The following is a 22,285-nucleotide window of genomic DNA, read 5'->3' as shown; positions in this document are numbered from 1 at the left end:
CTTCTGGCGCCTCCCCGAGCCGATTCGCATGTTGCCGGCAGGAGGCCGCATGCGAAGGAAGACACAGACATCCCAGGCATGGACAGGCAAGGCCCGCCGACGGAAGGCCCCTGCCGGCTATAGCCGAGCGAAGGGGGCGAGCCTCCCGTTGAAGGGCTACACGCTGCCCGCGGTGGACCTGAAGCGCGGCTCGAGTGGCACGGGGGTGAGACAACTCCAGACCGCGCTGGTGAAGCTGGGCCACATGACCCAGGCGCAGATGAACACGGGCCCTGGCACATTCGGTGCCCGGACGGAAGGCTCGCTCAAGCAGTTCCAGAAGGCGCATGGCGTGGATGCCATTGGCATCTATGGCCCGAAGACGCGCGCGGCGTTCAAGGCATTGGGCGCGACCCTGGGTGGCGCAGGGCTCCGCGAGAAGATCGTCGCGGAGGGGCTGTGGGGGGCCGCCAACCAGGAGCGGATCCACTACGCCCAGATACGCCCGATCGACGGCATCCGGCTGCGCCACAAGCTGCCGCTCGACATCGACTGCTCGGGCTTCGTGACGCTTTGCTACAAGTGGGCGGGCGCTCCCGACCCCAATGGCAACCGTTACAGCGGAGCGGGGTACACAGGCACGCTCGAAGCCCACATGCTTCACATTCCGTTGTCCCAGGTCCAGCCAGGGGACCTCTGCCTCTGGCAGGGCAAGCATGTGTCGTTGGTCATCCAGGGCGGCGCGGATCCCCTGCTCATCTCCCACGGCTCGGAATTCGGCCCCTATGAGATCCGGACGTCGGCCCAGAAGAAGTGGTACCCGGCGGGGACGCGCCTCATCTGGCTCACCTCTCCCGTGGGAGTGAAGGGCGCGCGGATGACGCTCAGCCTCGAGGACAAGGCGCGCGGAGACCCTCCCGCGGAGGAAGGGCTCTCTGAACATGGCATGGCAAGGAGAGCGCGAAAAACGCCATGATGGATGACTGGAAATGCGAACCCCAGGAGTCCTGCATGCGAAGCCTCTCATTCCGGTTCATCCGTCTCGTCCCGGCGCTGGTCGTGCTGGGCGGTTGTGAGCGTCAGGAGAAGCCACCCGCACCCACGCGGTCCGCGCCGGCTCCGGTCAAGGCCATCACGCCCGCGCCGGTCACACCACCCGAGCAAAGCACCACCGAGCAGGAGCTGCGCGAGCGGCTGCGGTGCGAGGCGCTCCTGGGCCTCAAGGGGCTGTTGGTGGGCCAGCAGGAGTTCTTCGGGGAGAAGGACGCCTGGACCCCGGACGTCACACGACTCCCCACCCCGGCGGCGTGCGCGGATGGCAGCCGCGTGCCCGCGCCGGACGCCACCTGGCTCGCGGGGTGCCACTTCCGCTATGCGGTCTCGGTGGCTGGCTCGACGCCCGACGACAGCACCTTCAGCGTGCGCGCGGTGGGCGTGGGCGGACTCGCCGAAGGGTTCACGTACACCCTGACGCATGGGTACGCGGACAGGAAGCTCGTGCGCGTGTGGCCCTCGGAGCTCGTCCTCGAGGAGTGCCATGGCGTGCGCAGGCCGGAGGGGACGCCCCTGCCAGCCCCGCTGTGCGAGGGCGCCAGCAACCTGAAGGCGCTCTACACGGCCGAGAAGGCGTACTTCGGAGAGAAGGACCGGTACTCGGAGAGCGCGGCCGTGGTGGGCTTCCTTCCGGAGCCCTGCCTCGATGGCTCCCGAGCGCCGGTGCCCGATGAAACGTGGATCGCGGGCTGTCGCTTCATCTACCGCGCCGAGGTCTCAGGCACGGCGCCGGAGCAGACCTTCCGCCTCACCGCGCGAGGAATGAGCGGCCCCGTGGTGGAACAGAAGCTGACGCTGGACTCCCAGCACACCTGGAACCTAGCCGATCCAGGCTGCGCACCCTGACGGGTTGAATCTTTCGTCGCCCGTCACGTAGGGGGGAGCCGTGAGGAATCGGACCGCGCGCCCGCTTCGTCACGGAAGCGGGCGCGCCCCGGGATGACTTCCAGCTCGACGGCATCCGAATTAATCCCATTTAACTCGCCGGCCGGTGCCCCGAACGCTTTCATCACCCCATCCGCATGGTGCTGTCTCGCCGTGTAGAGGGGGAAGTGACACATGTTTTCTGATGGAATCCGCCGTGCCCTGGGGCCTGTGCTGCGCACCGTCGCGAACACCGCCGTGGAGAAGGCGGTCGCGCCGCCGCTCCAGCCCGCCGCCAAGGCAGTCGCGAACTTCGCCGTGTCCTCGTTCGAGCGCGGAACCTCGCCAAGGGTCGTGCTGAATCCGCCGCCTGTCGTCGTGCAGCGGCCGCCGGTCGACCTGACGCCGCCGAACGCGCAGGGAGACGGAAAATTGGGTGAGGGAGACTGGCTGAACGTCTCATCGTCTGACGGCGTCTACCTGCGTCCGGGGCCGAGCGCGGAATCCGGGCAGAGCGTCCTCTACGGGACGGGAACGAAGCTGAAGGTCATCGCGCCGCCGGACAACAGCGCCGCGGTCCAGGGGGAGTTCGTCTACGTCCAGGATGCCCGCGGACGACAGGGATGGGTCCGCGCGGCGAAAACCAGTGAGATGAGCACGGACGAGGTCGCGAAGTATCGGGCCGCTCGCCACCAGTCGGACGCCGCGGACACGTATCAGGACATCTACGTCAACCAGTTCGACGCCGAGACGCAGGTGGGAGGCGATGGCAGGAACGCCAACTGCGGCCCCACCGCCACGCTCATGGCGTTTCTCAACGAGGGGCTCGTCATCCCCTCCATCCCCGGCATCACGCACAACGGCACGGCCGGCGCGGATGTGCAGGCGGTGCGCTACTGGGGCAATACCGCGAGCGATAAAGGCAGCGACGGCGTGACGACCAACGCCGCAGGAGAGACGGTGTACTCGCTGACGACGGAGAACTCCCAATACACCGGCTTCCAGGACGTGAAGAACGCGGTGACGGCCGCGCGCGGAAGCTGGGCGAAGGTGGGCGCGAACTCGGAGAGCATCAAGGAGGCCATCGACTCCGGAATGTCGGTGGTCATCTCCGGGAACTTCGTCGAGACGCCCGCGCAGGCCCCGGAGGGCTCCGAGAACGCCGACCCGGTGCTCAAGAGCGACACCTGGGCTCAAGGCGGCGGTGCCCAGGAGCACCTGGTCGCGGTGGTGGGCGTGACGCCGGAGGGCAACTTCATCGTGTGCGACCCCGCGGTCGACGTCCGCACGCCCATCGAGGTCACGCCCGAGGAGCTGGACGCCTTCATGCGCGGCAACGCGGGCGCCATCGGCATCTACGATCCGACACCCGGCCCCCGTTCAGGGGCGTAGGGGCGCCCACCCGTCCATCTCCGGATTGAATCTTCCGTCGACCGTCACGTAGATGGGAGGCGTGCGGCATCAGGCCCGCACCTCTCCTCGGGGGACAAACGGATGAACAGGAAGCTCGGCGCGGCGGTGTTCATGATGGTGGCATGTGCCTTCGGCCCGATGACGGCCATCGCGCAGGAGGGCTCGGGCCATATCGACATCACCGGCAACGACGAGACTGCGACCCACGCATGTACGCCGGGCAGCACGGTGGAGATCACCGGCAACGCCAACACCGTGACGCTGACTGGTGAGTGCAAGAGCGTCGAGGTGAACGGCACCGACAACAAGGTGAAGGTAGAGGCCACCGGTGCCATCTCCGTGACGGGGACCTCCAACTCCGTCACCTGGAAGCGCGGTCACGGCAAGTCGAAGCCGAAGATCAGCCGCACCGGCGTGGACAACAAGATCGCCCAGGAGAAGTAGTCGTCGGCCCCCGCGCCCGCTTCGTCATGGAAGCGGGCGCGTTGGGGCAGCTCAAATCTCCCTGATGGGACCGCCTGGGACTGCGCCTTCTTCGGGGACGTCGTCGTTCTTCTCTGAAGAGAACACCTGACCGCTGGAGAGCCGGGCCCGCGCAAGCGTGTAGAGACTCTCATGGAACTGCTCCGGCACTGCGTCGACCCGGATCCAGGTCTCCCATGATTCATCGGGCTTCAGTCGTCTGGGCAGCGGCCTGTCTGCCTGATGCACCGCAAGCTGAGAGTGGAGTTGAAGCCAGACATGCGTCAATTCCACCTCTCGGGTTCTGGAGCTGTTGGTTGCGTTGATGAAGAAGCACTCCTGACCGCCACTGAGGAAGAACGCACGATGGACGGTCAGTCGAATCTTTCGTGGCTCCTCAGGGCTCGCGTCGCGCTGGGAGCCAGTTTGGATGGCTGGAGCTTCCGCGTTGACTCCCACGGGAGCCTTCATGCGAGGCAGATCATGCTCAGCGTAGGTTTCGTTGGGCGGTACGTTGTCGACATCCAGGCGAAAGTCCTTGTGCACGTCTGACCACATTCGAGGCCAGATGCGGACCTTCAGGGCGCCGTCTCGCGCCACCAGGGCACCGAAGTTATAGCCGTGCCGCGCCGGGTAGCCGTGCGGGGTCTTCTCGCCGTGAACAGCTCCTGCGGAGATCGAGACAAGCGCCGTACCGCCACCGTTACCTGCACGCTCCGAGGTGCCCTCGTGAACGTGGCCCGAGAGATGGAGATGTGCGTGGCGGCGAATCCACCGCGCGGCGTTGGTTTCGTCCGCGAGCCAGTGGTCGCGCAGCGGATGGTGACTGAGCACGATGGCGACCTCGTTGGGTGCGACCTCCGGCTCGGTAAAGACTGCTGAGAGCTGTCGGGTACCCAACCACAGGCGTCCCTGGTCGGCCTTGAAAACGGACTCGTCCGCGGCCAGGAGCGCGGTATTCAGGCCGATGATCCTGAGCCGCGGTCCGCCAGGCATCTCCAGGGTATGCCGCCAGTAGAGTTGTGCACCGGGAGTCTCAGCGTCGGTCCGGCACGCGGGCGCGAACCCCTCAGCGAATGCCAGGTAGTTCGCCTGCCGCGCTCTCAATTGAACCAGGCCTGCGGAATCCGCTAACACTTCGTCGAGCGAGGGTTCGCCCTTGCGCAGTTGGCGCAGCAGCGTCCTGGCCGTCACTGGCTTGTCCGCCGGGCGTTGAACATCATGGTTGCCAGGCACGACGAAGACCGAGCCGAGTTCCAGTCCCGCAGCCCTCGCGATGTCGGTCAACCACCGCACTGCCCGCATGTACTCGTCTGGCGTGCGACACGCTCCGCTGAACGCGATGTCGCCCGTCACGAAGATCGCATCGGGCCGCGGTACCCCGGAAGCGAGCATGACTTCGACGTCGCGGCGCAGCGCCCCCAGCACCAGCTTCTGATCTTCGATATGGGTCGCATCACCGTGTCCGACGTGAATGTCGGAGAGGTGGATCCAGCTGAAGAACGGACGGTTCACGGGCAACAGTCTATGCGCACCGAGGAGCGTGATAACAGGAGCGGGACATGCCAGCCGACGGTGCTCAGCGGGACGCGGCAGGCGCCGCGTCCTCGCCGAGCAGGAGCTGCCGCACGATGGGCACGGGCGGGTAGCCGTGGGAGACCACGGCGTCGTGGAAGCGCTGGAGGGTGAAGTCCCTGCCCCACTTCACCTTCGCGTCCTCACGCAGCTCCATCAGCATCTTCTTGCCCAGCGCGTACACCAGGTACGTCGGGTCGGACGTGCCACGGCGCGCCTCGCGCTCCGCGTTGATGCGCGTCATGTAGGCCTCCTTCTCGAAGAGGCTCACGGCCTGGTCGTACGTCATCCCGCGCGTATGCAGGGACAGGCCCGCCACGTAGCGCGCCAGCCGCTGAAGATAGAGCGCCAGCTGGTTCAGCCGCAGCCGGTCCGCCTGCGGACCCGTGCCGCCGTAGCCTTCGTCCAGCATCATCTGCTCCGTGTACAGGCCCCAGCCTTCGCTGAAGGAACCTGAACCCAGCAGCCGGCGCACCTTGGACTGGATGCGGTTGGTCCACAGGAACTGCACGTAGTGCCCGGGGTACGCCTCGTGGATGGAGACCAGCGGCAGCGCGTAGCGGTTGTAGAAGCTCATGTGCTGCGAGGTCTGCTCCGCGCTCCAGGCCGGGTCCGGCGGTGTCACGTAGTAGTACGCCTCCGTCGCCTTCGTCTCGAACGGGCCGGGCGTGCTCATGCTCGCGAAGGACAGCGCGCGGCTGAACACCGGCGTCTCCGCCACCTTCGCGCGCACCTCACTGGGCACGGTGATGATGCGGTGGTCGATGAGGAACTGGCGGATGTCCTCCAGCGTCGCCGTGGTGGTGGACACCAGCTCCGCGCCCGCCGGGTGCTCCTTGCCCAGCTCGCGGTACACGTCCATGGGCGCCTTGCCCGGGGCAATCCGCGCGGCCACCGCACTGAACCGCTCCTGCGTGCGCTTCATCTCCGCGCGCCCCCAGGCCAGCAGCGAGTCGATGCTGTCCGTGACGCCTTCCTCGTACTGGAGCTTCTGGCGATACGTCGCCTCACCAATGGCGAAGTCCCCGTTCGAGCGGGCCAGCAGGTCGTCCTTCAGGAAGCGGATGTAGCCATCAATGGCCTCCAGGCACTTCGCCTGAGACTGCTTGAAGTCCGCCTGGAGCGCGGCGTCCTGCACCGGCGCGAAGGCCTGCGGCAGCGTCTGCGCGTAGAGCGAGCGCGTGCCCTTCGCCTGCTCCAGGGCGATCTCTGTCCACAGCTTCGGCGGGTTCTTCAAGGTCGCCGGGGCCGCCGCGAAGACCTCCGGCACCACCGCCATGCGCTTCACCGCGGAGCGCATCCGCTCCTCCAGCGGCGCGAAGTCGCGGTTGATGAGCTGGTACACGGCGTTGGACGCGAAGCCCAGGTAGGTGTTCGGGTTGCGCTCCCACGAGCGCACCGTCTCCAGGTCCAGGATGCGCGCCCGGAAGTGGTTCTCCAGGATGTCGTAGTCGGCCCGGTCGCCCGGAGGCAGCGCGGCCCGGTCCACCGTCTGGGGCAGCGCCGCGAGCCGGTCCTTCAGGAACGCCAGGTGCGATGCCCGCTCCTCGGGCCGGAAGCCGCGCAGCTCTCCGTCATACGTGTGCATGCCCGCGGACGTGGCGGACATGGGCGAGCGGCGGAAGTGCTCCTCGAAGTACGCGTCCACGAAGCCGCGCAGCGCCACCTGCGCGGAGGACTCCGAGGGCGTGGCGGCCTGCACGTCGTCCCGGGCCGCGGGACGGGACGTGGTGCATCCAGGGGACAGCAGCAGCAACGCGGCGAGGACGCTCGGGGTTCGCAGTGCGTTCATGGAGCCTCTGGGGGAAGGAGACGCGGGGAGCGTCGCCCATGGCCTCTCACACGACAAGCGACCCGGAGAGTTGACATGGACCTGTCAAATTGACAGGTTCCTGCCAATGCCACCGTTGACCCCAAAAGCTGAGACCTTCAGTGCCCTGGTCCTGGAGGTGTTCCAGTTGAATGGGTTGCTGCTCCAGGCTGGAGACCGGCTGAGCGCTCCGGCGGGACTGACGAGCGCCCGCTGGCAGGTGCTGGGCGTCATCGACCATGGTCCCGCCACGGTCGCGGCCGTGGCGCGCACGATGGGCCTCGCGCGGCAGAGCGTGCAGCAGACGGCGGACGCACTCGCGAGCGACGGTTTCGTGGAGTTCGTCGACAACCCGCATCACCAGCGGGCGAAGTGCGTCGCGCTCACGGCCGCCGGGCGCCGCGCCTTGCGCAAGGTCGAACAGGCGCATGCCACATGGGCGGACCGGTTGGGTGCCAGCATCGCCCCGGCGCTCCTCGACGCGGCGGTCGACGGCGTCCGCGAAGCGCGCCTGCGGCTTGAAAAGGACCTGGCCGAAGCGGAGCGCTCCCATGAAAAGTGACACCAGCATCCCCCTGCTCCCCTGCGTGGAGCTCACGTCGACGCTCGAGTTCTACGCGCTGCTCGGGTTCGAGGTGACGTACCAACAACGGGCACCCAATCCCTACGCGGCGACACAGCGGGGAGGTGCGCAGCTCCACTTCTTCGGCCTGAAGGGATTGGATCCGCTGAAGGCCTTCAGCAGTTGTCTGATCATCGTGGACGAGGTCGAGGAATTGCACGCGCGCTTCCTCGCCGCGCTGCGGAAGGCCTATGGCCGGACTCCCGTCCGGGGGCTCCCGCGCATGACTCGCATGCGGAAGGGGCAGTCGCGCTTCACCCTCACCGACCCCTCCGGCAACTCGCTCATGTTCATCCGCCGTGACGAGCCGGACGGCTATGGAGACGACGCGGATACGCCGACGTCCCTCCTCGGCAAGGCGCTCAAGACGGCCCGGCGCCTGCGCGACTTCAAGGGAGATGACGCCGCCGCCGCGAAGGTCCTGGATGCCGCGATGAAGAAGCCGGATGCGGGCACTGCGATGGAAAGGGAACAGGCGCTCGCGGCCCGGGCGGAGCTGGCCGTGGCCCTGGGGGAAGTGCCCGCCCCCCTGCGTCCCTGAAAGACGCCAGCGCTTCCTGAAGCGACGCATTTCCCTGCTCGCGCGGGCGTCCCCGCCTCCGGGCCGTCGCGGCATGGCCCCTGCAAATCCCAAGGCAAGCACCTCCAGCCCCATTGCTTGTCGAGGTCCCATGGCCGCCAACTACAAGAAGTTCTTCGCTGGCTCCCGAAACATCCCGAAAGGAATCTCCCTCGGCTATCCCGTCCCCGGTCCGCAGGAGGCCAGCGCGGATCAGATCGCCGGACAGGCCTTCTTCGCCACGCCGAACGACTGGAGCGACATCCAGGCGTCCGCGTATGACTTCATCGTGATTGGCACCGGGCCCACCGGGGTGGCCTTCATCGAGCAGACGCTGAAGCACAACCCGAACGTGCGCATCCTGGTGCTGGAGCGGGGCGGCTTCTGGTTGCCCACGCACTATCAGATGCTCCCGCTCGCCTTCCAGGCCGCGACCGGCTCGCCGCCCACCACGTACCCGTGGACGCGCACGACGCGGATGGCGACCACGGAGCTGGAGTTCTTCCAGGCGGGCTACATCCCCGTGCTGGGCGGACGCTCCACCTACTGGAGCGCCTGGTGCCCTGCCCCGACTCCCGACCTGATGCGCGACTGGCCGCAGGAGCTGATCGACGTCACGCTCCAGCCGGGCTTCTGGGACCGCGCCCGCGCGTTCCTGCACGTCACCCCGATGGACAAGGTCCACGACGGCGTCTACGGCAGCCTCCAGCATCAAATCGACGTGAACCTCCGGGAGAACTTCAAGCGCTACGTGCCCTCGGCGGAGAGCGCGTTCCCGGCCCCCATCGCCGTCGGCAATACGCCCTGGAAGGGCGTCAAGTTCTACAAGTACTCCACCGTCGGCACGCTGCTGGACCTGCAGCAATCACAGAAGGCGCTGGCGGCCCAGGGCAAGGGGCAGCCCCTGACCATCGTCGACCACTGCGTCGTGAACCGGCTGGTGCATGACGGCCATGGGACGGTGACCGCGCTGGAGACCACCCGCGGCCCGCTGGCGGTGAGCTCGGCGAAGGTCGTGCTGGCCATGGGGACCATCCCGCCCGCGACGCTGCTGATGAACTCCTTCAAGGAGGCCCTGCCGAACATCGGCAAGCGTTACACCGGCCACTTCATGTCTCACATCACTGCGCGCGTGAAGCGCTCGGCGTTCAAGGACCTGGCCGCGCTGGAGATTGGCGCCACGTACCTGGACGGCAAGGCGCCCAATGGCTTGCAGTACCACGTGCAGACCAGCGCCTTCGCCTCCGCGAACCCGGAGGCCGATGAGAGCACCATCGCCCACGAGGCCCCGGACGCGGCGGCCGTCGCGTCGATGGCGCAGCTGAAGGGCTCCGAGGACTACGTCGTGTTCGTCTGCGCGACCCTGGGCGAGGTGAGCGAGAAGAACCCCGACAACTGGATCCGCATGAACGGCGGCACCGACCCCGCCACCAACATCACCCTCCAGCTCCAGCCCGGCGTGCAGGACCACCACCTGTGGGACGTGCTCGACGAAGCGACCTACCAGTCCATCGACGTCATGGCCGGGCGCGCAGGGTGCTCGGACCCGGAGGTCGAATACTGGGTCGACGACGCGAGCGGCAACGGCGGCCGTTGGCAGTCGGAGCGGCCGGACCGGAAGAAGATCCGCCTGAACATCATCGTGCACGAGGCCTCGCCGCTGTGGATGGGCAGGGACCCGGCGACGTCGGTGGTCGGGTTGGACTACCGGCCGCACGGCGTCCACAACGTCTACGTGACGGGCGGCGCGTTGTTCCCCACTTCGGGCTCGTGGAACCCCACGCTCACCATGTGCGGTCTGGCGCAGGACCTGGCGGACCGCCTGCGCGGCTGAGCGGGAGCGCTCATTCGGGGCCCATGGCCGTGCCGCGCGCGAGCGGTGTGAAGTAGCGCGGCTCGGTCACGGGCCCGGCCGTGCCCTGCATCTTCTTGCCCGCGACGGCCATCACCGCGCCCAGGATGGTGAACATCACGTGCAGCACGCCGAGCTGCTTGAGCACCATCTGCCCTGCTCGCGTCTGCCCCGCCTGCACCTGGTCGACCTCGGGCTGGCGCTCGCTCTGGATCTTGTCGAAGACCGCCGCGTCCAGCGGCCGGTCTTCACGGATGGCATCCAGCAGGTGGTTGGCGGCCACGAACGTGTCCTTGATGGCGAGGTTCAGCCCCTGCCCTCCCGAGGGCGACATGGTGTGCGCCGCGTCTCCCAGGAAGAGGACCCCCGGGGCATGCCACCGCTTCACCCGGTCCACGAGGATCCGCAACACCTGCCACTCCGTGTGCTCATCGAGCTTGCGCTCCACGTGGGGCCGGAGCGTCTCCGGCACCGTGGGCAGCAGCCGTCGGCGCAGCTCCGGGAGGTCCTTGCGCAGCCCGTTGAGGTCGCCCGGCTCGCTGAAGGCGACGTGCAGCCGGTGCCGCGTGGAGGGCTGGAAGACGACCACCCGCCCCTTGCCGAACATGTGCACCTGGAGCGACGTGGGCAGTGCCTCCGGTGCATCAGCGAGATCGAAGCGCAGCCAGAGCGCGTCGGCCGTGGTCTCGAACTGCTCGGTCTCCAGGCCGCAGGACTTGCGCAGGTGGCTGTTGCGTCCGTTGCACACGATGAAGAGGTCTCCGTCGACGCGCTCCTCCACGCCGTCGCGGCGGGTCCTCAGCGCGACCACGCGCCCCTCCTCCTGCACTGCGTCCAGCACCGTGGTGCCAAAGTCCATGCGGTAGTGGGGATGACGCAGGCATTGCTCGTGGAGCAGCGCGAGCATCCCGGGCTGCGACACCACGGCCCCCTGTTCCCGGGGACCCGGCACGCGGACCGTGCGGCGCTCGCCCACGTACATGACCCGCTCGATGTCCGGCAGCGCCTGCCCCCGCTCGAGCAGCGCGCTGAAGAGCCCCGCGCGCTTCAGGGCTTCGACGACCGGCGCCTGGAGGAGCTCTCCGCGGAACTCGCGTTCGAAGTCCGGATGGCGCTCCAGGACGCGGACCGGAACGCCGTTCGTGACCAACTGATACGCGAGGACCATTCCGGCGGGACCACCGCCCACGATGACAATGCGAGGAGGCTTCATGACGGCCCTTCTACCGGACCTGCTCCTCCTCCGATGTCGGCCGTTCAGACATGTCGAGTACGCTCAGGACAGGCGACCCGGACGACGTGCGCGTGCCGTGCCCACCCACCGTGCGGATTCAATCCGGCTTGACTCCACCCATCCCCCCTGCGCCCAGGCGAGCTGAAACAGCAGGCCCGGGCCGCGTGACGTGGCCCGGGCCTCTGGATGAAAGGACTCCCGCTCAGAACGCGCGCAGACCGAGCGCGTAGGTGGAGATGGACGCCGGGGAGGCGCTCTCGTGGTCCTTGGACGCGGCCGCGCAGCCCGAGCTCACCGGCTTGATGCGCCAGAGCATGTTGCCCGCGCCGCTCCAGTTGACGAACGCACCGCAGCCGCTGAGCGCATAACCACTGCTCAGGCCCACGGTGTAGTTGGGGTGCGAGACCACCGACGACGTGCCACTGTTGATGACATTGCTGATGGTCCCCACGCCCGGGATGGTGCCGTTGATGCCAATGGCATACGCCGTCGCCGTCGCGGGCGACGAATTGGTGTGGTCCTTCGAGCGCACGCGCCAGGACGTGGTGGTCGAGGGCGCCGAGGCGGTGGCCATGTTGCCCGAGCCGCTCCAGTTCACCCGGATGCCGCCGCCCGCCAGCACATAGCCCGCCGGCAGGGACGCGGTGACGTCAGGGTGCGCGATCGTGCCGCTCGTCGCCGTGCTGACGGTCAGGTAGGTGCGCAGCTGCGCCGGGGTCAGCCCCGCGACCTTCAGGCCAATGGCCCACGCGCGCACCTGCGCGGGGTCCGCGATGAGGTGATCCTTGGCCGACACCAGCCACGAGGTCAGCCCCGTGTCGGGGTACGACGCGGTCAGCAGGTTGCCCGAGGGGCCCTCCTTGCCCTCGCCGCCACCACCAATCACCACGAAGTCGCTGGGGACGGTCACCGTGAAGTGGGTGGTCGTCCCGGCGCTCGTCGTCGCATAGCGCTCGAAGACCGCGATGGTGAGCTTGCCGCTGGTGTCCGTCTGCCGGAACAGCTCGACCGCGCCGCCGCAGCTCACACCCACCGCGGCGAAGGCCGACGCGACGTGGGAGACATTGAAGCCGTAGTCCTGCGCCGCGGTCTGCACACCGCACGCGCCCTGGTTGAAGTCCGTGCTCGGGCCCCAGTACAGGTCATTGGCGCGGGCGAAGACCTGGAACGCCTTCACCGTGCCCCAGCCCGGCGTGGTGGCCAGCAGGTAGAAGGCCTTGTTGTACACGCCGGACGAGTAGTGCACGTCCAGGCCGTTGTAATAGTTGGAGGCGTGGCCGATGGAGCGGCCATCCTGTGGCGGGTTGGCCATGTAGCGCAGCGCCCCGCTGCTCTTGAAGATTTCAGCGCCGACGAGGAAGTCATTGGTGCCGCGCATGTAGTACTCGGCGGCCTCACCCGCGATGTCCGAGTAGGCCTCGTTGATGCCGCCGGACTGGCCTGAATAGATCAGCCCCGAGTTCTGCTCGGTGAAGCCGTGCGACACCTCGTGCGCGCCAACGTCCAGGCTGACCAGCGGGTAGAACGTGGTGTACCCATCGCCGAACGTCATCGCCGAGCCGTTCCAGAACGCGTTCTCGTAATTGCTGCCGTAGTGCACCCGCATCGTGAGCTGGAAGGTCAGCGGGGCCTTGCCCACGTAGGCCTGATACATGTTGAAGATGACGCTGCCGAAGTAGTGCGCGTCATTGAGCGGCGAATACGCCCCGTTGATGGTCTTCACCGTGTTGCGGGGACACGTATAGGCAAACGGGGTGGAGCCGCTGGTCCCGCCGTTGAGGTTCACGGTCTGGACGTTGGCGTTGGTCATCGTGCACGTGGTGCCGGACTGCGCCACGTCCATGTAGCCATAGTTCGTGCCGTACTCGTACTGGCCTGTCTTGGCGTTGCCGCCAGGGCCCGTGCCGATGAGCACGTGCTGGAGGTTCTCCCACTGCTTGAGCACCCGGCCCCCCTCCGCGTCGACGATGACCAGGGGCCGCGTGGGCGCCCCTCCACCGACGAGGTCCGCGAAGTAGCTGACGACGTAGGCCTTGTGGGCGCGGCCGTCATCGTCGACGTAGATCATCAGCTCGGAGCGCTCGTTCTCGACGAGCATGGCGCGCACGCGGTTGCCCAGGCTGGCCCCCTTGGCGATGTCCAGCGCCTCCGCGGCGGACAGCCGGGGCGCCCCCGTCGGGATGTCTCGCTCCAGACCGGTGACCTTGCGCCCGAACAGCGCGCGCAGCTCCCCGTTGGCGTCCTCGTTGACGATGACGTGCTCGCCGAAGATGGGCAGGCCCCGGAAGGTCTGCTGATAGCGGTGGTTGCGCACGCCGTGGTCGCTGACGCTGTTGAGCAGGGTCAGTCCCGAGTTCGCGTCGAGGCCCAGCGCCTGCGCGTGGCGGGCAGGCTCACGGTCGGCGCCACCCATGAGGAAAGTGGCCGCGTGCCGCTGGCGGATCGCCCCCAACTCCTCCTGTTGCAGGTCGACACGGCTCGCCGCGGAGGCAGAGCCAGCGGCCAGCATCGACGTCAGGGCCGCGGCAAGGGCTGGGTTCTGGAGAAGGGATTTCACGTCTGACACTCCTGGAGCCCGGGGTCGCGACCGCCGCGAGATGCAGCGCGCAATAACCGCTCTCCAGGAACAAACCTAAAAAACGGAAACACCGGACGTCAACAGCCCTCCCATACTCCAAGTACGGCCCCGGCTGTCATATGACACACATGTCCTGATTGTGACGCTGGAGCATGGCGCTCAGGCCCCGCGTCCCTCTGGGAGTGCGTGGCATTGCGATTGCTCTAGGTCGCGACGCCCGGGCTTTCCCCGTACGCCCGGAACCTTCACGCCTGCCCGAGGAAGCCATGCGTCGAGCCCGTCCCTCCGTCTTCGAGCGAATCCCCACCGCGACCCGTGCCTGGGCGTCACGTCTGGTGCTGCTGCTGGCCTGCGCCAGCGTCGTGGCCACCTCGCGAGCCCAGTCCAACGACGTGGCGTCCCCGGTCCACACCGGCACGCCCTTCCGCCTGACGACGGAGACCGGCAGGGTCACGCGCACGGTGGTCGTCCGGGCCTCCGCGACGAAGAAGTTGTCGGATCCGGTCGAAGGCGAGGTGCACATCCAGGCCAAGGCGAAGTGGACGCCGTCTGACCCCGCCCAGACGACGAAGCCGTCGCTGGTCATCAGCCACCTTCACGGAGAGACCCTCCATGAAGACCGCAGAAGCGTCCTGGAGCCCGACGTCGCCGTGGCGGTGGAGAGCATGGAGTTCCTCAGCGAAAAATGCTCGGAGGATCAAGGCTGCGAGTGGACCCTGCAGGCCGTCTTTGGCATCGACGTCCCATCCGACGCGGACTCCGGCACGGTCGCGGACCCCGGCACGGTCGATGTGGAGTGGACGGCCCAGGCCTTCATGCACGTGCTGGATGAATCCAGTGTCCCCAAGGGCTTCACCGTGAGCGTTTCCGAGCCCTGACGCCCCCTGGCATCAAGGCCGGGTCTCCGGCGTCTTGATGAAGTCGATGAACGCCCGGAGCGGCGCGGGCACGAAGCGCCGCCCCGGGTAGTAGAGGAAGGGCCCCGGGAAGGGCTGCCACCAGGATTCGAGCACGGGCACCAGCGCGCCGCTGTCCAGGTACGGGCGCAGCCAGTCCTCGAAGAGATGCACGATGCCGGTGCCCGCGATGGCGGCGTCGACGGCGAGGTCCGTCGCCCCACCCGCTCGCACGATGAGCGGCCCCGAGGGCTCGACCGTCACCACCTCGCCGTCGCGTTCGAACTCCCAGAGCGTCATCGCGCCGCTCGCGAAACGGCCGCGCAGGCAGGCATGCCGCAGCAGGTCCTGGGGATGTTCCGGCCGTCCATGCCGCTCCAGGTACGCCGGGGCCGCGGCCGTGGCGTGGCGCTGGACGCGAGGCCCGATGGGCACCGCGATCATGTCCTGCTCGAGCCGCTCGTCGTAGCGGATGCCCGCGTCACAGCCGGCCGCGATGACGTCCACGAAGCTGTCCTCGGTGATGACCTCCAGTTGGATGTCGGGGTACGCGGCGAGGAACGGCGGGACGATGCGCGGCAACACCAGCCGTGACGCGCTGATGGGCACGTTGAGGCGCAACACGCCGGCGGGCCGGTTGCGAAAGCCGTTCACCACGTCGAGCGCGGCCTCCATCTCCGTCAGCACGGGCGCCAGGCGCTCCAGCAGGCCCTCTCCGGCTTCGGTGGGGACAACACTGCGCGTCGTGCGGTTGAGCAGGCGGACGCCCAGGCGTTCCTCCAGCCGGCGGACCGCGTCGCTCAGCGAGGACGCGCTGCTCCCGCTCAGGCGGGCACCCTCGCGGAAGCTGCGGGCCCGCGCCACCACCACGAAGGCGTTCAAATCACCCAGGTCGACCTTCACTGTTCGCCACTCCGCACAACCTGTACGGGTCGTGCCCCGTTATGCAGAAAGTCCACGGTGGCTATGCATGCTCCATCTCAAAAGGAGATGGAGCATGCCCGGTATCGACTCATCCAGCACCTTCCCCCTCGGGGGCCACCCCGTGAAGCGCCTCGGCTATGGGGCCATGCAGCTCGCGGGACCCGGCGTCTTCGGCCCGCCGAAGGACCCGGACGCCGCCCGTGCCGTGTTGCGCGAGGCCGTGGCCCGCGGGGTGAACCACATCGACACGAGCGACTACTACGGCCCGCACGTCACCAACCAGCTCATCCGCGAGGCGCTCACGCCCTACGCCGACGGCCTCGTCATCGTCACCAAGATTGGCGCCCGGCGCGGCAATGACGGTTCCTGGCTCCCGGCCTTCTCGAAGGAAGAGCTGACGCAGGCAGTGCACGACAACCTGCGCAACCTGGGGCGGGACGTGCTGGACGTGGTCAACCTGCGCTTCATGTTCGACACGCACGGGCCCGCCGAAGGCCCCATCGAAGAGGCCCTCACCGTCCTCGCCGACCTCCAGCGCAAAGGCCTGGTGCGCCACATCGGGCTGAGCAACGTCACCGCCAAACAGGTCGCCGACGGGCGGCGCATCGCGGACATCGTCTGCGTGCAGAACCACTACAACCTGGCGCACCGGCACGACGACGCGCTCATCGACTCGCTCGCGAAGGACAAGATCGCCTACGTGCCGTTCTTCCCGCTGGGAGGGTTCAGCCCGCTGCAGTCGTCCACGCTGTCCGCCGTGGCGGCCCGCCTGAACGCGACGCCCATGCAGACCGCGCTGGCGTGGCTGCTGCGCCGTTCGCCCAACATCCTCCTCATCCCTGGCACGTCGTCCGTCGCGCACCTGAAGGAGAACCTGGCCGCGGCTGACCTCAAGCTCCCGGAGGATGCGCTCAAGGAATTGGAGTCCGTGGCGAGCCCGAACGCCTGACCTCCGGAGGCGCCAGGCGCGCCAGCAGCTCCGCGACGGCGGGCCTCACAGGGGCCTGGGTGCGTTGCACGGCATGCACCGTGTTGGTCAGCGCGGGCTTGCCCCAGCTGACCACGCCCAGGCCCCGCCCCTTCGGGATGCAGAAGCCAGGCACGACGGCGACGCCGCGCCCTTGTGCCACCCACTCCAGCACCTCTTCCAACTCCTCGAAGTGCGCGGTGCTGTACCAGTGGGGATGGCGCCGGCCGAAGTGGTGGCCCAGCCACCGGCCCACCACGTAGTCCCCCTCGTCGTAGGTCACCAATGGCACGTCCTGGAAGTGCTCCTGCACGCGCAGGCGCCGGGCCCAGGTCCTGCCCGCGACGAGCACGAGATGCTCCTCGTAGACAGGCGTCAGCGTGAGCCGGGGATGCACCGTGCTCCGGAAGGAGAAGCCCACGTCCACCTGGCCCTCCAACACCTGGCGGAAGACCTCCTCCGCTGGCGGGTAGCGCAGCGTCAGCGTCCGGTGAAGTGACTCCGACTCGCGCAGCAGCGGGAAGAGCACGTAGCGGCCAAAGCCAGACACCGCGGCGATCTCAAGCGGACGGTCTTCCTCGCTTCCCTGCAACACCGCCTGCACGTCCCGGGCGAAGCCTCCGAGGAACCTGAAGAGCCGGTCCGCCAGGGGCGTGGGCACAAGCCGCGCGGAGCGGCGTTCGAACAGGGGCGCGCCGAGCGTCTCCTCCAGCCGGCGCAGCTGATAGCTCACCGTGGGCTGGGTGCGATGCAGACGCGCCGCCGCCTCCGTTACGCCCCGGGATTCGTAGACGGTCACGAACGTGCGCAGGAAGGGGAGGTCTGGGAAGTCCATCGAAGCGTTCTATGGATTCACGGCGCTACTATCAATTGGCGTCCCTGCTCGTGAACGCGCACCTTGCCGGGCATGTCGAAGACCCTTCCGCTGGTGACGCTCGCGCTGCTCACGGCCTGTGCACGGACCGGCCCCGCTTCTCGCCTGCACGCCAGTCCCGAAGAGGCCGTGCAGGCGTACTTCCAGGCCTCCGACACGGGTTCCAGCCGGCTGCTGCGGTCCGCGTTCCATCCAGACGTGCGCATGCACTGGGTGGACGGGGTGGATGGAGCGCTGCGGACGCGGACCCAATTGGAGTGGTGGCAGGTGCTGGATGCGGATGCACCCCAGCCCGCGAGCGAGCGCGGGATGACGGTGCTCGACCGTGAGGGCCCCTTCGTGTTGATGGAGGCGGTCTCCCACTGGCCGGACCACACGTTCGATGACCTGCTGCTCGTGGTGGAGACGCCGGTGGGCTGGCGCATCGTGGGCAAGGTGTTCCAGCGGCTCGCGCCGGGAGAAAGCGCACCTGGGTCTGCATCCGCGCAGGAGGAGATTCGCGCGGTGCTCGACGCGAAGATCGAAGCGCACGCACTCTACAGCCACGCGCTGCTGCACCAGTCGCACACGCCGGACTGCCTCTATTACCGCTTGAACGTCGAAGGCGTTCCCTTCGCGTGGGGGACGCTGTCGGAGGCCGCGGCCCGCTACGCGGCGAACGCGGAGGCGGGCATCCAGGACCGGGAGAGTCCCTGGAACATCCTGAAGGTGGAGGTCCGGGGGAACGTGGCCGCCGCGAAGCTGGAGGTCCGCGTGGGAGGCGTGCGCTTCATCGACCATCTCCTCCTGGTGCGAACCGGCGGGCAGTGGCGCATCTCCGCCGCGGCCTGGGGCAATCCCGTTCCGCCTCCATGACGTGACTCAGGCCACCGACTCCAACGCGGCGATGGCTTGAGCCAATGCGCGCGTGAAGGGGCGGTCGTCCTGGCGTTGCCCCTCCAGTGCTCGCAACACGGGGAGCAGCGATGGGTCTCCCAACGCTCCGGCGGCCTCCACGAACTCCTGTCGGACACGCGAGCGGCGGAGGGCCCTGCGCAGCGGCTCCAGAGTACGTGTGTCTTTGCGCTCCGCGAGAAGGAGCACGGCTTCGGCCCGGAGGACCGGACTCCCGTCGTCCATGCGGCGCACGAGCGAATCCCGGAGCGCGAGAGTATCGGCCTCCGGGGCCAAGAGCCGGAGGTGGGCCATCGCCAGCCCCCGGATGCCTTCGTCCGGATCATCCAGGAACGGCAGGAGCACGGACAGCGGCTCCGCACCAGACGACTTCAGGAGGCTCAACAGCACCGAGCCGCGAACCTGGGCGGAGGGATGCTCCCGGAAGAGGGCAATCGCTGGCGGCCCCCGCACGTCACCCAGGTGTCCCAGGCCCGCGATGAGCGACGACAGGACCTGCGCGTCCTGTTCCTCGAGGAGCAGCGGCAGCATCTGGTTCGCGGCACGCGACCGCACGTCGGAAGGCTGCTCAAGCTGCGCCAGGATGTCGGCGCCCCGCGCTCGCTCATGGGGGAGGCGCGAGCGCAGCAGCGCGCTGGCGGCGGCGAAGACGGCTTCCCCTCCCCTGCGATGCAGGGCGTAGATGGCCTCCCAGGCCTCGGAGCCCTCCGGCACGCCCCGCAGCGCCCTGGCCACCAGCGTCTCCACCGCCCGGTCATCGTTGTCTGGTTCGTGTGCCACGCTCACTCCAGGGCAGCCGGGAACGCGGGCAGGGCTTTGAAGTCCTCGGGGGCGTGTTCCACGACGAAGGCTCCGTGCGAGTCCTTCACCAGGGCCTCGACCCGGGAGATGGACGCCAGGGTGTCTTCGCGGCTGTCATTGAAGGCCGGCACACCGTGGTGCTCCCAGTTCTCCCGCGTGTGACAGAGGTCTCCAGACAACACATACGTCCCCGCCTGCCGCAGGCGAAGCACCAGCGACTGGTGTCCAGGCGTATGGCCCGGGGTGGGGATGATTCTCACGGTGCCATCGCCAAACACATCCAGCTCGCCGTCCAGCAGCTGGACCCGGGCCTCGCGCCAGGCGGAGAAGCGGCTGGGGTCCACGCCCGGAGGGGCCGGCGTCCGGGTCGCCCACTCCAGCTCGCGCCGTTGGAGGAGCCACGTTGACGTGGGGAATGCATTGGCATTGCCCGCATGGTCCGCATGCAGGTGGGAGAATCCCACGTAGCTCACGTCCGCGGGCGTGAGCCCCAGCTTCTGGAGCTGCGCGGCCAGGGAGGTCTCCAGCCGCAAGCGATTGCCCACCGGGTCTTCCGCTCCAACCGGGAGCCCGTCGCTCAGCCCCGTGTCCCAGACGAGCGTGCCCCGCGGATGCTGGATGACGAAGCACGGGACGATCAGCTCACCGGGCTTGCCTCCCGGAGGGCTTCCGTCCGCGAAGAACCCCATGTCCTTCACGTCGATGTGGCCGCAGTCCAATGCGTAGAGACGGAGCGCGGGAACCGGCGACGCGTCTGGCGCCGTCGAACGCACGCACGCGCCCGTGAGCAGCCCCAACAGGAGCACCGCGAGTGGGGTGGAGGGATTTCGCGGCATGTTCACAAGGCCTTCAGGACGGTGTCGACAATCCGCTCCAACCGTGTGGCGTCCTCGGCCGTCTTTCCGAGGACCCTCAAGCCGGTGAGCGTGTTGAGCAGGAGGGCCGCCAGCGCTTCCGCATCCTGATGGGCAGCCAGCTCTCCCGTGCGCTGCCCCTCCTGGAGGACGGCCAGGAACGCGGCCTCCGTCTGGTCGAACATGCGCGCCGCCAGCTTCGTCGCGGAGGCATCCCGACCGGCCAGCTCGATGGCGGTGTTGATGGCCATGCAGCCCCGGCGCTCCGGGTCCGCCAGGTCCATCTCGATGATGGCGAGCATCAACGCCCGCAGCCGCTGCTTCACCGGCCCGGGCCGCTGGAGGAGCGTGAGCAGCTTCACCGCCTCATGGTCCAGATAGTGGCGCAGCGCGTGCTCGAAGAGACCGTGCTTGCTCTCGAACGTGTTGTAGAGGCTGCCTCGCCCCAACCCCATCCGCTCGCCCAGCTCCTGCGGCGTCGCCGCCGCGTAGCCCTTCTCCCAGAAGACCTCCATCGCCTTCTCCACGACGGCTTCCGGCTGGAACTTCCGGGGACGTGCCATGGCGGCCTTCTATGTCGTTTTGTACCTGCAGGTCAAATACCAGGGTCGCGGAAGAAGGAGGCCTGCTGGAAGCGCAGGCCCGCGAGGACCTGTTCGACCCGCGCGTCGGAGAGGGCCCCGATGCGCTCTCCGAGCCGCGACTTCTCCACCGAGGACACCTGCGACACGACCACGACGCTCTGCTTCGCCAGTTGGCCCTCCCCTGCTTCGAGCAGCACGTTGCCGGGCTCACTCGCCCTCTTCAGGTTGGAGGTGAGCGCGCAGACGATGACGGTGTGGATGCGGGAGCGGTTGAAGACGTCATCCTGGATGACGAGGTACGGGTGGGCGATGGGCGGCACGGAGCCCCGTGCCTCATCCGGCTCGCACCAGTACAGGTCGCCCCGGCGGATCGTCTTCGGGCCCGTGCTCATGCGCCGGGTTGTGCCACGCCGTGTCGAACCAGGGCAATCCTTCCCAGGGCCGCGCGTTGGTTGTAGGCAGGGCACGCAACCACGCTGCGAGGTCGATCCGCATGAAGGTGTTCCGGGATGGTGAAGGGCACTTGCGCAACGGGTGGAAGGGACTGGCCTTCCTCCTGCCGACCGTCGCGCTGGTGGGGCTCCTGCTGTGGCTCTGGTCGCTGCTGCCCGCGTCCGTGAAGCCGTTCGTGCCCCACTCCTTCCTCGCGTTCCTGGGGGTGCTGCTCGGGACGCTCGGCGCCCTGCGTCTCGAACGCCAGCCGCTGGCGTCGCTCGGCATGTCGCTGGACCGGCGCGCGGGCCGTGAGTTCGGCGCGGGGGCCCTGGCCGGCGTGGTGCTGGTGGGACTCGTGGCCCTGTGCGGCTGGGTGGCCGGTGGCTACCACCTGGAGCGCGCCGCGAATGCCCAGGTGACAGCGATCGTGAGGATGGCCTTGCTGATGCTGGGCGTGGGCCTCTTCGAGGAGGCGCTGTTCCACGGCTACCTCTTCCAGCGCGCCATCCGGGGCCTGGGCACGCGCTGGGCGCAGGTGGTCATCTCCCTCCTCTTCTGCCTGGCCCACCCCTTCAGCACGGACATGGAGGTCCCCACGCGCGTCGTGGCGATGATCACCACCTTCCTCGCGGGCTGGATGCTGGGACTGTGCTACCTGCGCACGCGGCACCTGGCGTTGCCGGTGGGCGTGCACATGGGCTGGAACTGGTTCCTGGGCACGATGGGCTTCGGAGTGAGCGGCAAGGAAGCCCGCGGGTGGTGGACGCCCGTCTTCGATGGCCGCCCGGAGTGGCTCACGGGCGGCGCCTACGGCCTGGAGGCGTCCATCTTCTGCGTCGCCGTCCTGAGCGTGGCAATCATTGCCCTGACACGCTGGAAGGGTTCCGCCGCGCCGGAGCAGGAGGCACTGCCCCACCCCGGCGAGGCGTCAGGGCGTGAGAAGAAATGAGCCTTCCGACTCGTCGAACCAGCCTTGCGCTATGGCGAGCAGGAGGTTGTGGGCGACGAGTGCGAGCAACCACGCGGCTTCGGCTCGCTTGCGACCTCGTACGTGA

At 68.1% G+C, this 22,285-nt stretch carries 21 protein-coding genes; 11 read left to right on the top strand and 10 right to left on the bottom strand.

The features are described 5' to 3' along the window. Positions 1 to 49: 49 nt before the first annotated feature. The 4 genes from D7Y04_RS30405 (at position 50) to D7Y04_RS30390 (ending at position 3,753) form a co-directional block, all read left to right on the top strand. Positions 50 to 955, top strand: coding sequence for a peptidoglycan-binding protein (locus D7Y04_RS30405; protein WP_233601642.1), 906 nt, complete (start codon positions 50 to 52; stop codon positions 953 to 955). Between the two features lie 35 nt (positions 956 to 990). Continuing rightward, positions 991 to 1,878 carry a hypothetical protein gene (locus tag D7Y04_RS46955; protein ID WP_147454470.1) on the top strand — a complete coding sequence of 296 codons (888 nt, stop codon included), beginning with the start codon at positions 991 to 993 and terminating at the stop codon, positions 1,876 to 1,878. Between the two features lie 213 nt (positions 1,879 to 2,091). Next, positions 2,092 to 3,288, top strand: a complete 1,197-nt coding sequence (locus tag D7Y04_RS30395; protein WP_121761556.1) for a C39 family peptidase — start codon at positions 2,092 to 2,094, stop codon at positions 3,286 to 3,288. A 102-nt stretch (positions 3,289 to 3,390) separates the two neighbouring features. Beyond that, on the top strand, positions 3,391 to 3,753 hold the full coding sequence (locus D7Y04_RS30390; protein ID WP_121761555.1) for a DUF3060 domain-containing protein: 363 nt from the start codon (positions 3,391 to 3,393) through the stop codon (positions 3,751 to 3,753). Between the two features lie 51 nt (positions 3,754 to 3,804). Here the strand turns inward: D7Y04_RS30390 and D7Y04_RS30385 are convergent, their stop codons facing one another. Next, positions 3,805 to 5,286 carry a metallophosphoesterase gene (locus tag D7Y04_RS30385; RefSeq protein WP_158627612.1) on the bottom strand — a complete coding sequence of 494 codons (1,482 nt, stop codon included), beginning with the start codon at positions 5,284 to 5,286 and terminating at the stop codon, positions 3,805 to 3,807. A 64-nt stretch (positions 5,287 to 5,350) separates the two neighbouring features. Continuing rightward, complete coding sequence (locus D7Y04_RS30380) at positions 5,351 to 7,138, bottom strand: DUF885 domain-containing protein (protein ID WP_121761553.1); 1,788 nt, start codon at positions 7,136 to 7,138, stop codon at positions 5,351 to 5,353. A gap of 106 nt (positions 7,139 to 7,244) precedes the next feature. On the opposite strand from D7Y04_RS30380, the gene D7Y04_RS30375 reads away from it, so the two are divergent. The 3 genes from D7Y04_RS30375 (at position 7,245) to D7Y04_RS30365 (ending at position 10,171) form a co-directional block, all read left to right on the top strand. Beyond that, the gene (locus D7Y04_RS30375) at positions 7,245 to 7,718 is read left to right on the top strand and encodes a MarR family winged helix-turn-helix transcriptional regulator (protein ID WP_120594757.1); all 474 of its coding nucleotides are present in this window, start codon (positions 7,245 to 7,247) and stop codon (positions 7,716 to 7,718) included. After that, the gene (locus D7Y04_RS30370; protein ID WP_121761552.1) at positions 7,708 to 8,319 is read left to right on the top strand and encodes a hypothetical protein; all 612 of its coding nucleotides are present in this window, start codon (positions 7,708 to 7,710) and stop codon (positions 8,317 to 8,319) included. Before D7Y04_RS30375 ends, D7Y04_RS30370 begins: the two co-directional genes overlap by 11 nt. 130 nt (positions 8,320 to 8,449) lie before the next feature. Continuing rightward, positions 8,450 to 10,171: a GMC oxidoreductase gene (locus D7Y04_RS30365; protein ID WP_121761551.1), complete on the top strand. Its 1,722-nt coding sequence runs from the start codon at positions 8,450 to 8,452 to the stop codon at positions 10,169 to 10,171. A gap of 10 nt (positions 10,172 to 10,181) precedes the next feature. Here the strand turns inward: D7Y04_RS30365 and D7Y04_RS30360 are convergent, their stop codons facing one another. Together D7Y04_RS30360 and D7Y04_RS46615 are read right to left on the bottom strand one after the other, a co-directional pair. Then, the gene (locus tag D7Y04_RS30360; RefSeq protein WP_121761550.1) at positions 10,182 to 11,402 is read right to left on the bottom strand and encodes an FAD-dependent monooxygenase; all 1,221 of its coding nucleotides are present in this window, start codon (positions 11,400 to 11,402) and stop codon (positions 10,182 to 10,184) included. Positions 11,403 to 11,625: 223 nt separating this feature from the next. Further along, a complete protein-coding gene (locus D7Y04_RS46615; protein ID WP_304988640.1) occupies positions 11,626 to 13,980 on the bottom strand; it encodes a M4 family metallopeptidase in 2,355 nt (784 codons plus the stop codon). A gap of 287 nt (positions 13,981 to 14,267) precedes the next feature. On the opposite strand from D7Y04_RS46615, the gene D7Y04_RS30350 reads away from it, so the two are divergent. Beyond that, positions 14,268 to 14,879 carry a hypothetical protein gene (locus tag D7Y04_RS30350; RefSeq protein ID WP_121761549.1) on the top strand — a complete coding sequence of 204 codons (612 nt, stop codon included), beginning with the start codon at positions 14,268 to 14,270 and terminating at the stop codon, positions 14,877 to 14,879. 12 nt (positions 14,880 to 14,891) lie between these two features. Here the strand turns inward: D7Y04_RS30350 and D7Y04_RS30345 are convergent, their stop codons facing one another. Continuing rightward, positions 14,892 to 15,800: a LysR family transcriptional regulator gene (locus D7Y04_RS30345; protein WP_121761548.1), complete on the bottom strand. Its 909-nt coding sequence runs from the start codon at positions 15,798 to 15,800 to the stop codon at positions 14,892 to 14,894. 94 nt (positions 15,801 to 15,894) lie between these two features. Here D7Y04_RS30345 and D7Y04_RS30340 point away from each other — a divergent pair, with 94 nt between their 5' ends. Next, positions 15,895 to 16,770 carry an aldo/keto reductase family oxidoreductase gene (locus tag D7Y04_RS30340; protein ID WP_121761547.1) on the top strand — a complete coding sequence of 292 codons (876 nt, stop codon included), beginning with the start codon at positions 15,895 to 15,897 and terminating at the stop codon, positions 16,768 to 16,770. Here D7Y04_RS30340 and D7Y04_RS30335 read toward each other — a convergent pair. Beyond that, positions 16,733 to 17,623: a LysR family transcriptional regulator gene (locus D7Y04_RS30335; protein WP_121761546.1), complete on the bottom strand. Its 891-nt coding sequence runs from the start codon at positions 17,621 to 17,623 to the stop codon at positions 16,733 to 16,735. The genes D7Y04_RS30340 and D7Y04_RS30335 overlap by 38 nt on opposite strands. A 72-nt stretch (positions 17,624 to 17,695) precedes the next feature. Here D7Y04_RS30335 and D7Y04_RS30330 point away from each other — a divergent pair, with 72 nt between their 5' ends. Continuing rightward, positions 17,696 to 18,517 carry a nuclear transport factor 2 family protein gene (locus D7Y04_RS30330; RefSeq protein WP_121761545.1) on the top strand — a complete coding sequence of 274 codons (822 nt, stop codon included), beginning with the start codon at positions 17,696 to 17,698 and terminating at the stop codon, positions 18,515 to 18,517. Positions 18,518 to 18,523: 6 nt separating this feature from the next. Here D7Y04_RS30330 and D7Y04_RS30325 read toward each other — a convergent pair whose 3' ends face one another. The 4 genes from D7Y04_RS30325 to D7Y04_RS30310 are packed head-to-tail and all read right to left on the bottom strand — an operon-like array spanning position 18,524 to position 21,187. Further along, positions 18,524 to 19,336: a HEAT repeat domain-containing protein gene (locus tag D7Y04_RS30325; protein ID WP_121761544.1), complete on the bottom strand. Its 813-nt coding sequence runs from the start codon at positions 19,334 to 19,336 to the stop codon at positions 18,524 to 18,526. Positions 19,337 to 19,338: 2 nt separating this feature from the next. Beyond that, positions 19,339 to 20,193 carry an N-acyl homoserine lactonase family protein gene (locus D7Y04_RS30320; RefSeq protein WP_121761543.1) on the bottom strand — a complete coding sequence of 285 codons (855 nt, stop codon included), beginning with the start codon at positions 20,191 to 20,193 and terminating at the stop codon, positions 19,339 to 19,341. A gap of 2 nt (positions 20,194 to 20,195) precedes the next feature. After that, positions 20,196 to 20,774 carry a TetR/AcrR family transcriptional regulator gene (locus D7Y04_RS30315; RefSeq protein ID WP_121761542.1) on the bottom strand — a complete coding sequence of 193 codons (579 nt, stop codon included), beginning with the start codon at positions 20,772 to 20,774 and terminating at the stop codon, positions 20,196 to 20,198. 32 nt (positions 20,775 to 20,806) lie between these two features. After that, positions 20,807 to 21,187: a type II toxin-antitoxin system PemK/MazF family toxin gene (locus tag D7Y04_RS30310; RefSeq protein ID WP_121761541.1), complete on the bottom strand. Its 381-nt coding sequence runs from the start codon at positions 21,185 to 21,187 to the stop codon at positions 20,807 to 20,809. A 101-nt stretch (positions 21,188 to 21,288) separates the two neighbouring features. On the opposite strand from D7Y04_RS30310, the gene D7Y04_RS30305 reads away from it, so the two are divergent. Beyond that, entirely contained in the window at positions 21,289 to 22,179 is an 891-nt protein-coding gene (locus tag D7Y04_RS30305; RefSeq protein WP_121761540.1) for a CPBP family intramembrane glutamic endopeptidase, read from the top strand. Positions 22,180 to 22,285: the final 106 nt, after the last annotated feature.

Source organism: Corallococcus sp. AB038B (assembly GCF_003668955.1).
Taxonomy (GTDB): Bacteria; Myxococcota; Myxococcia; order Myxococcales; family Myxococcaceae; genus Corallococcus; species Corallococcus exiguus.
The sequence above is the reverse complement of the archived record's forward strand: the minus strand, read 5'-3'. Positions and strand labels throughout refer to the sequence as shown.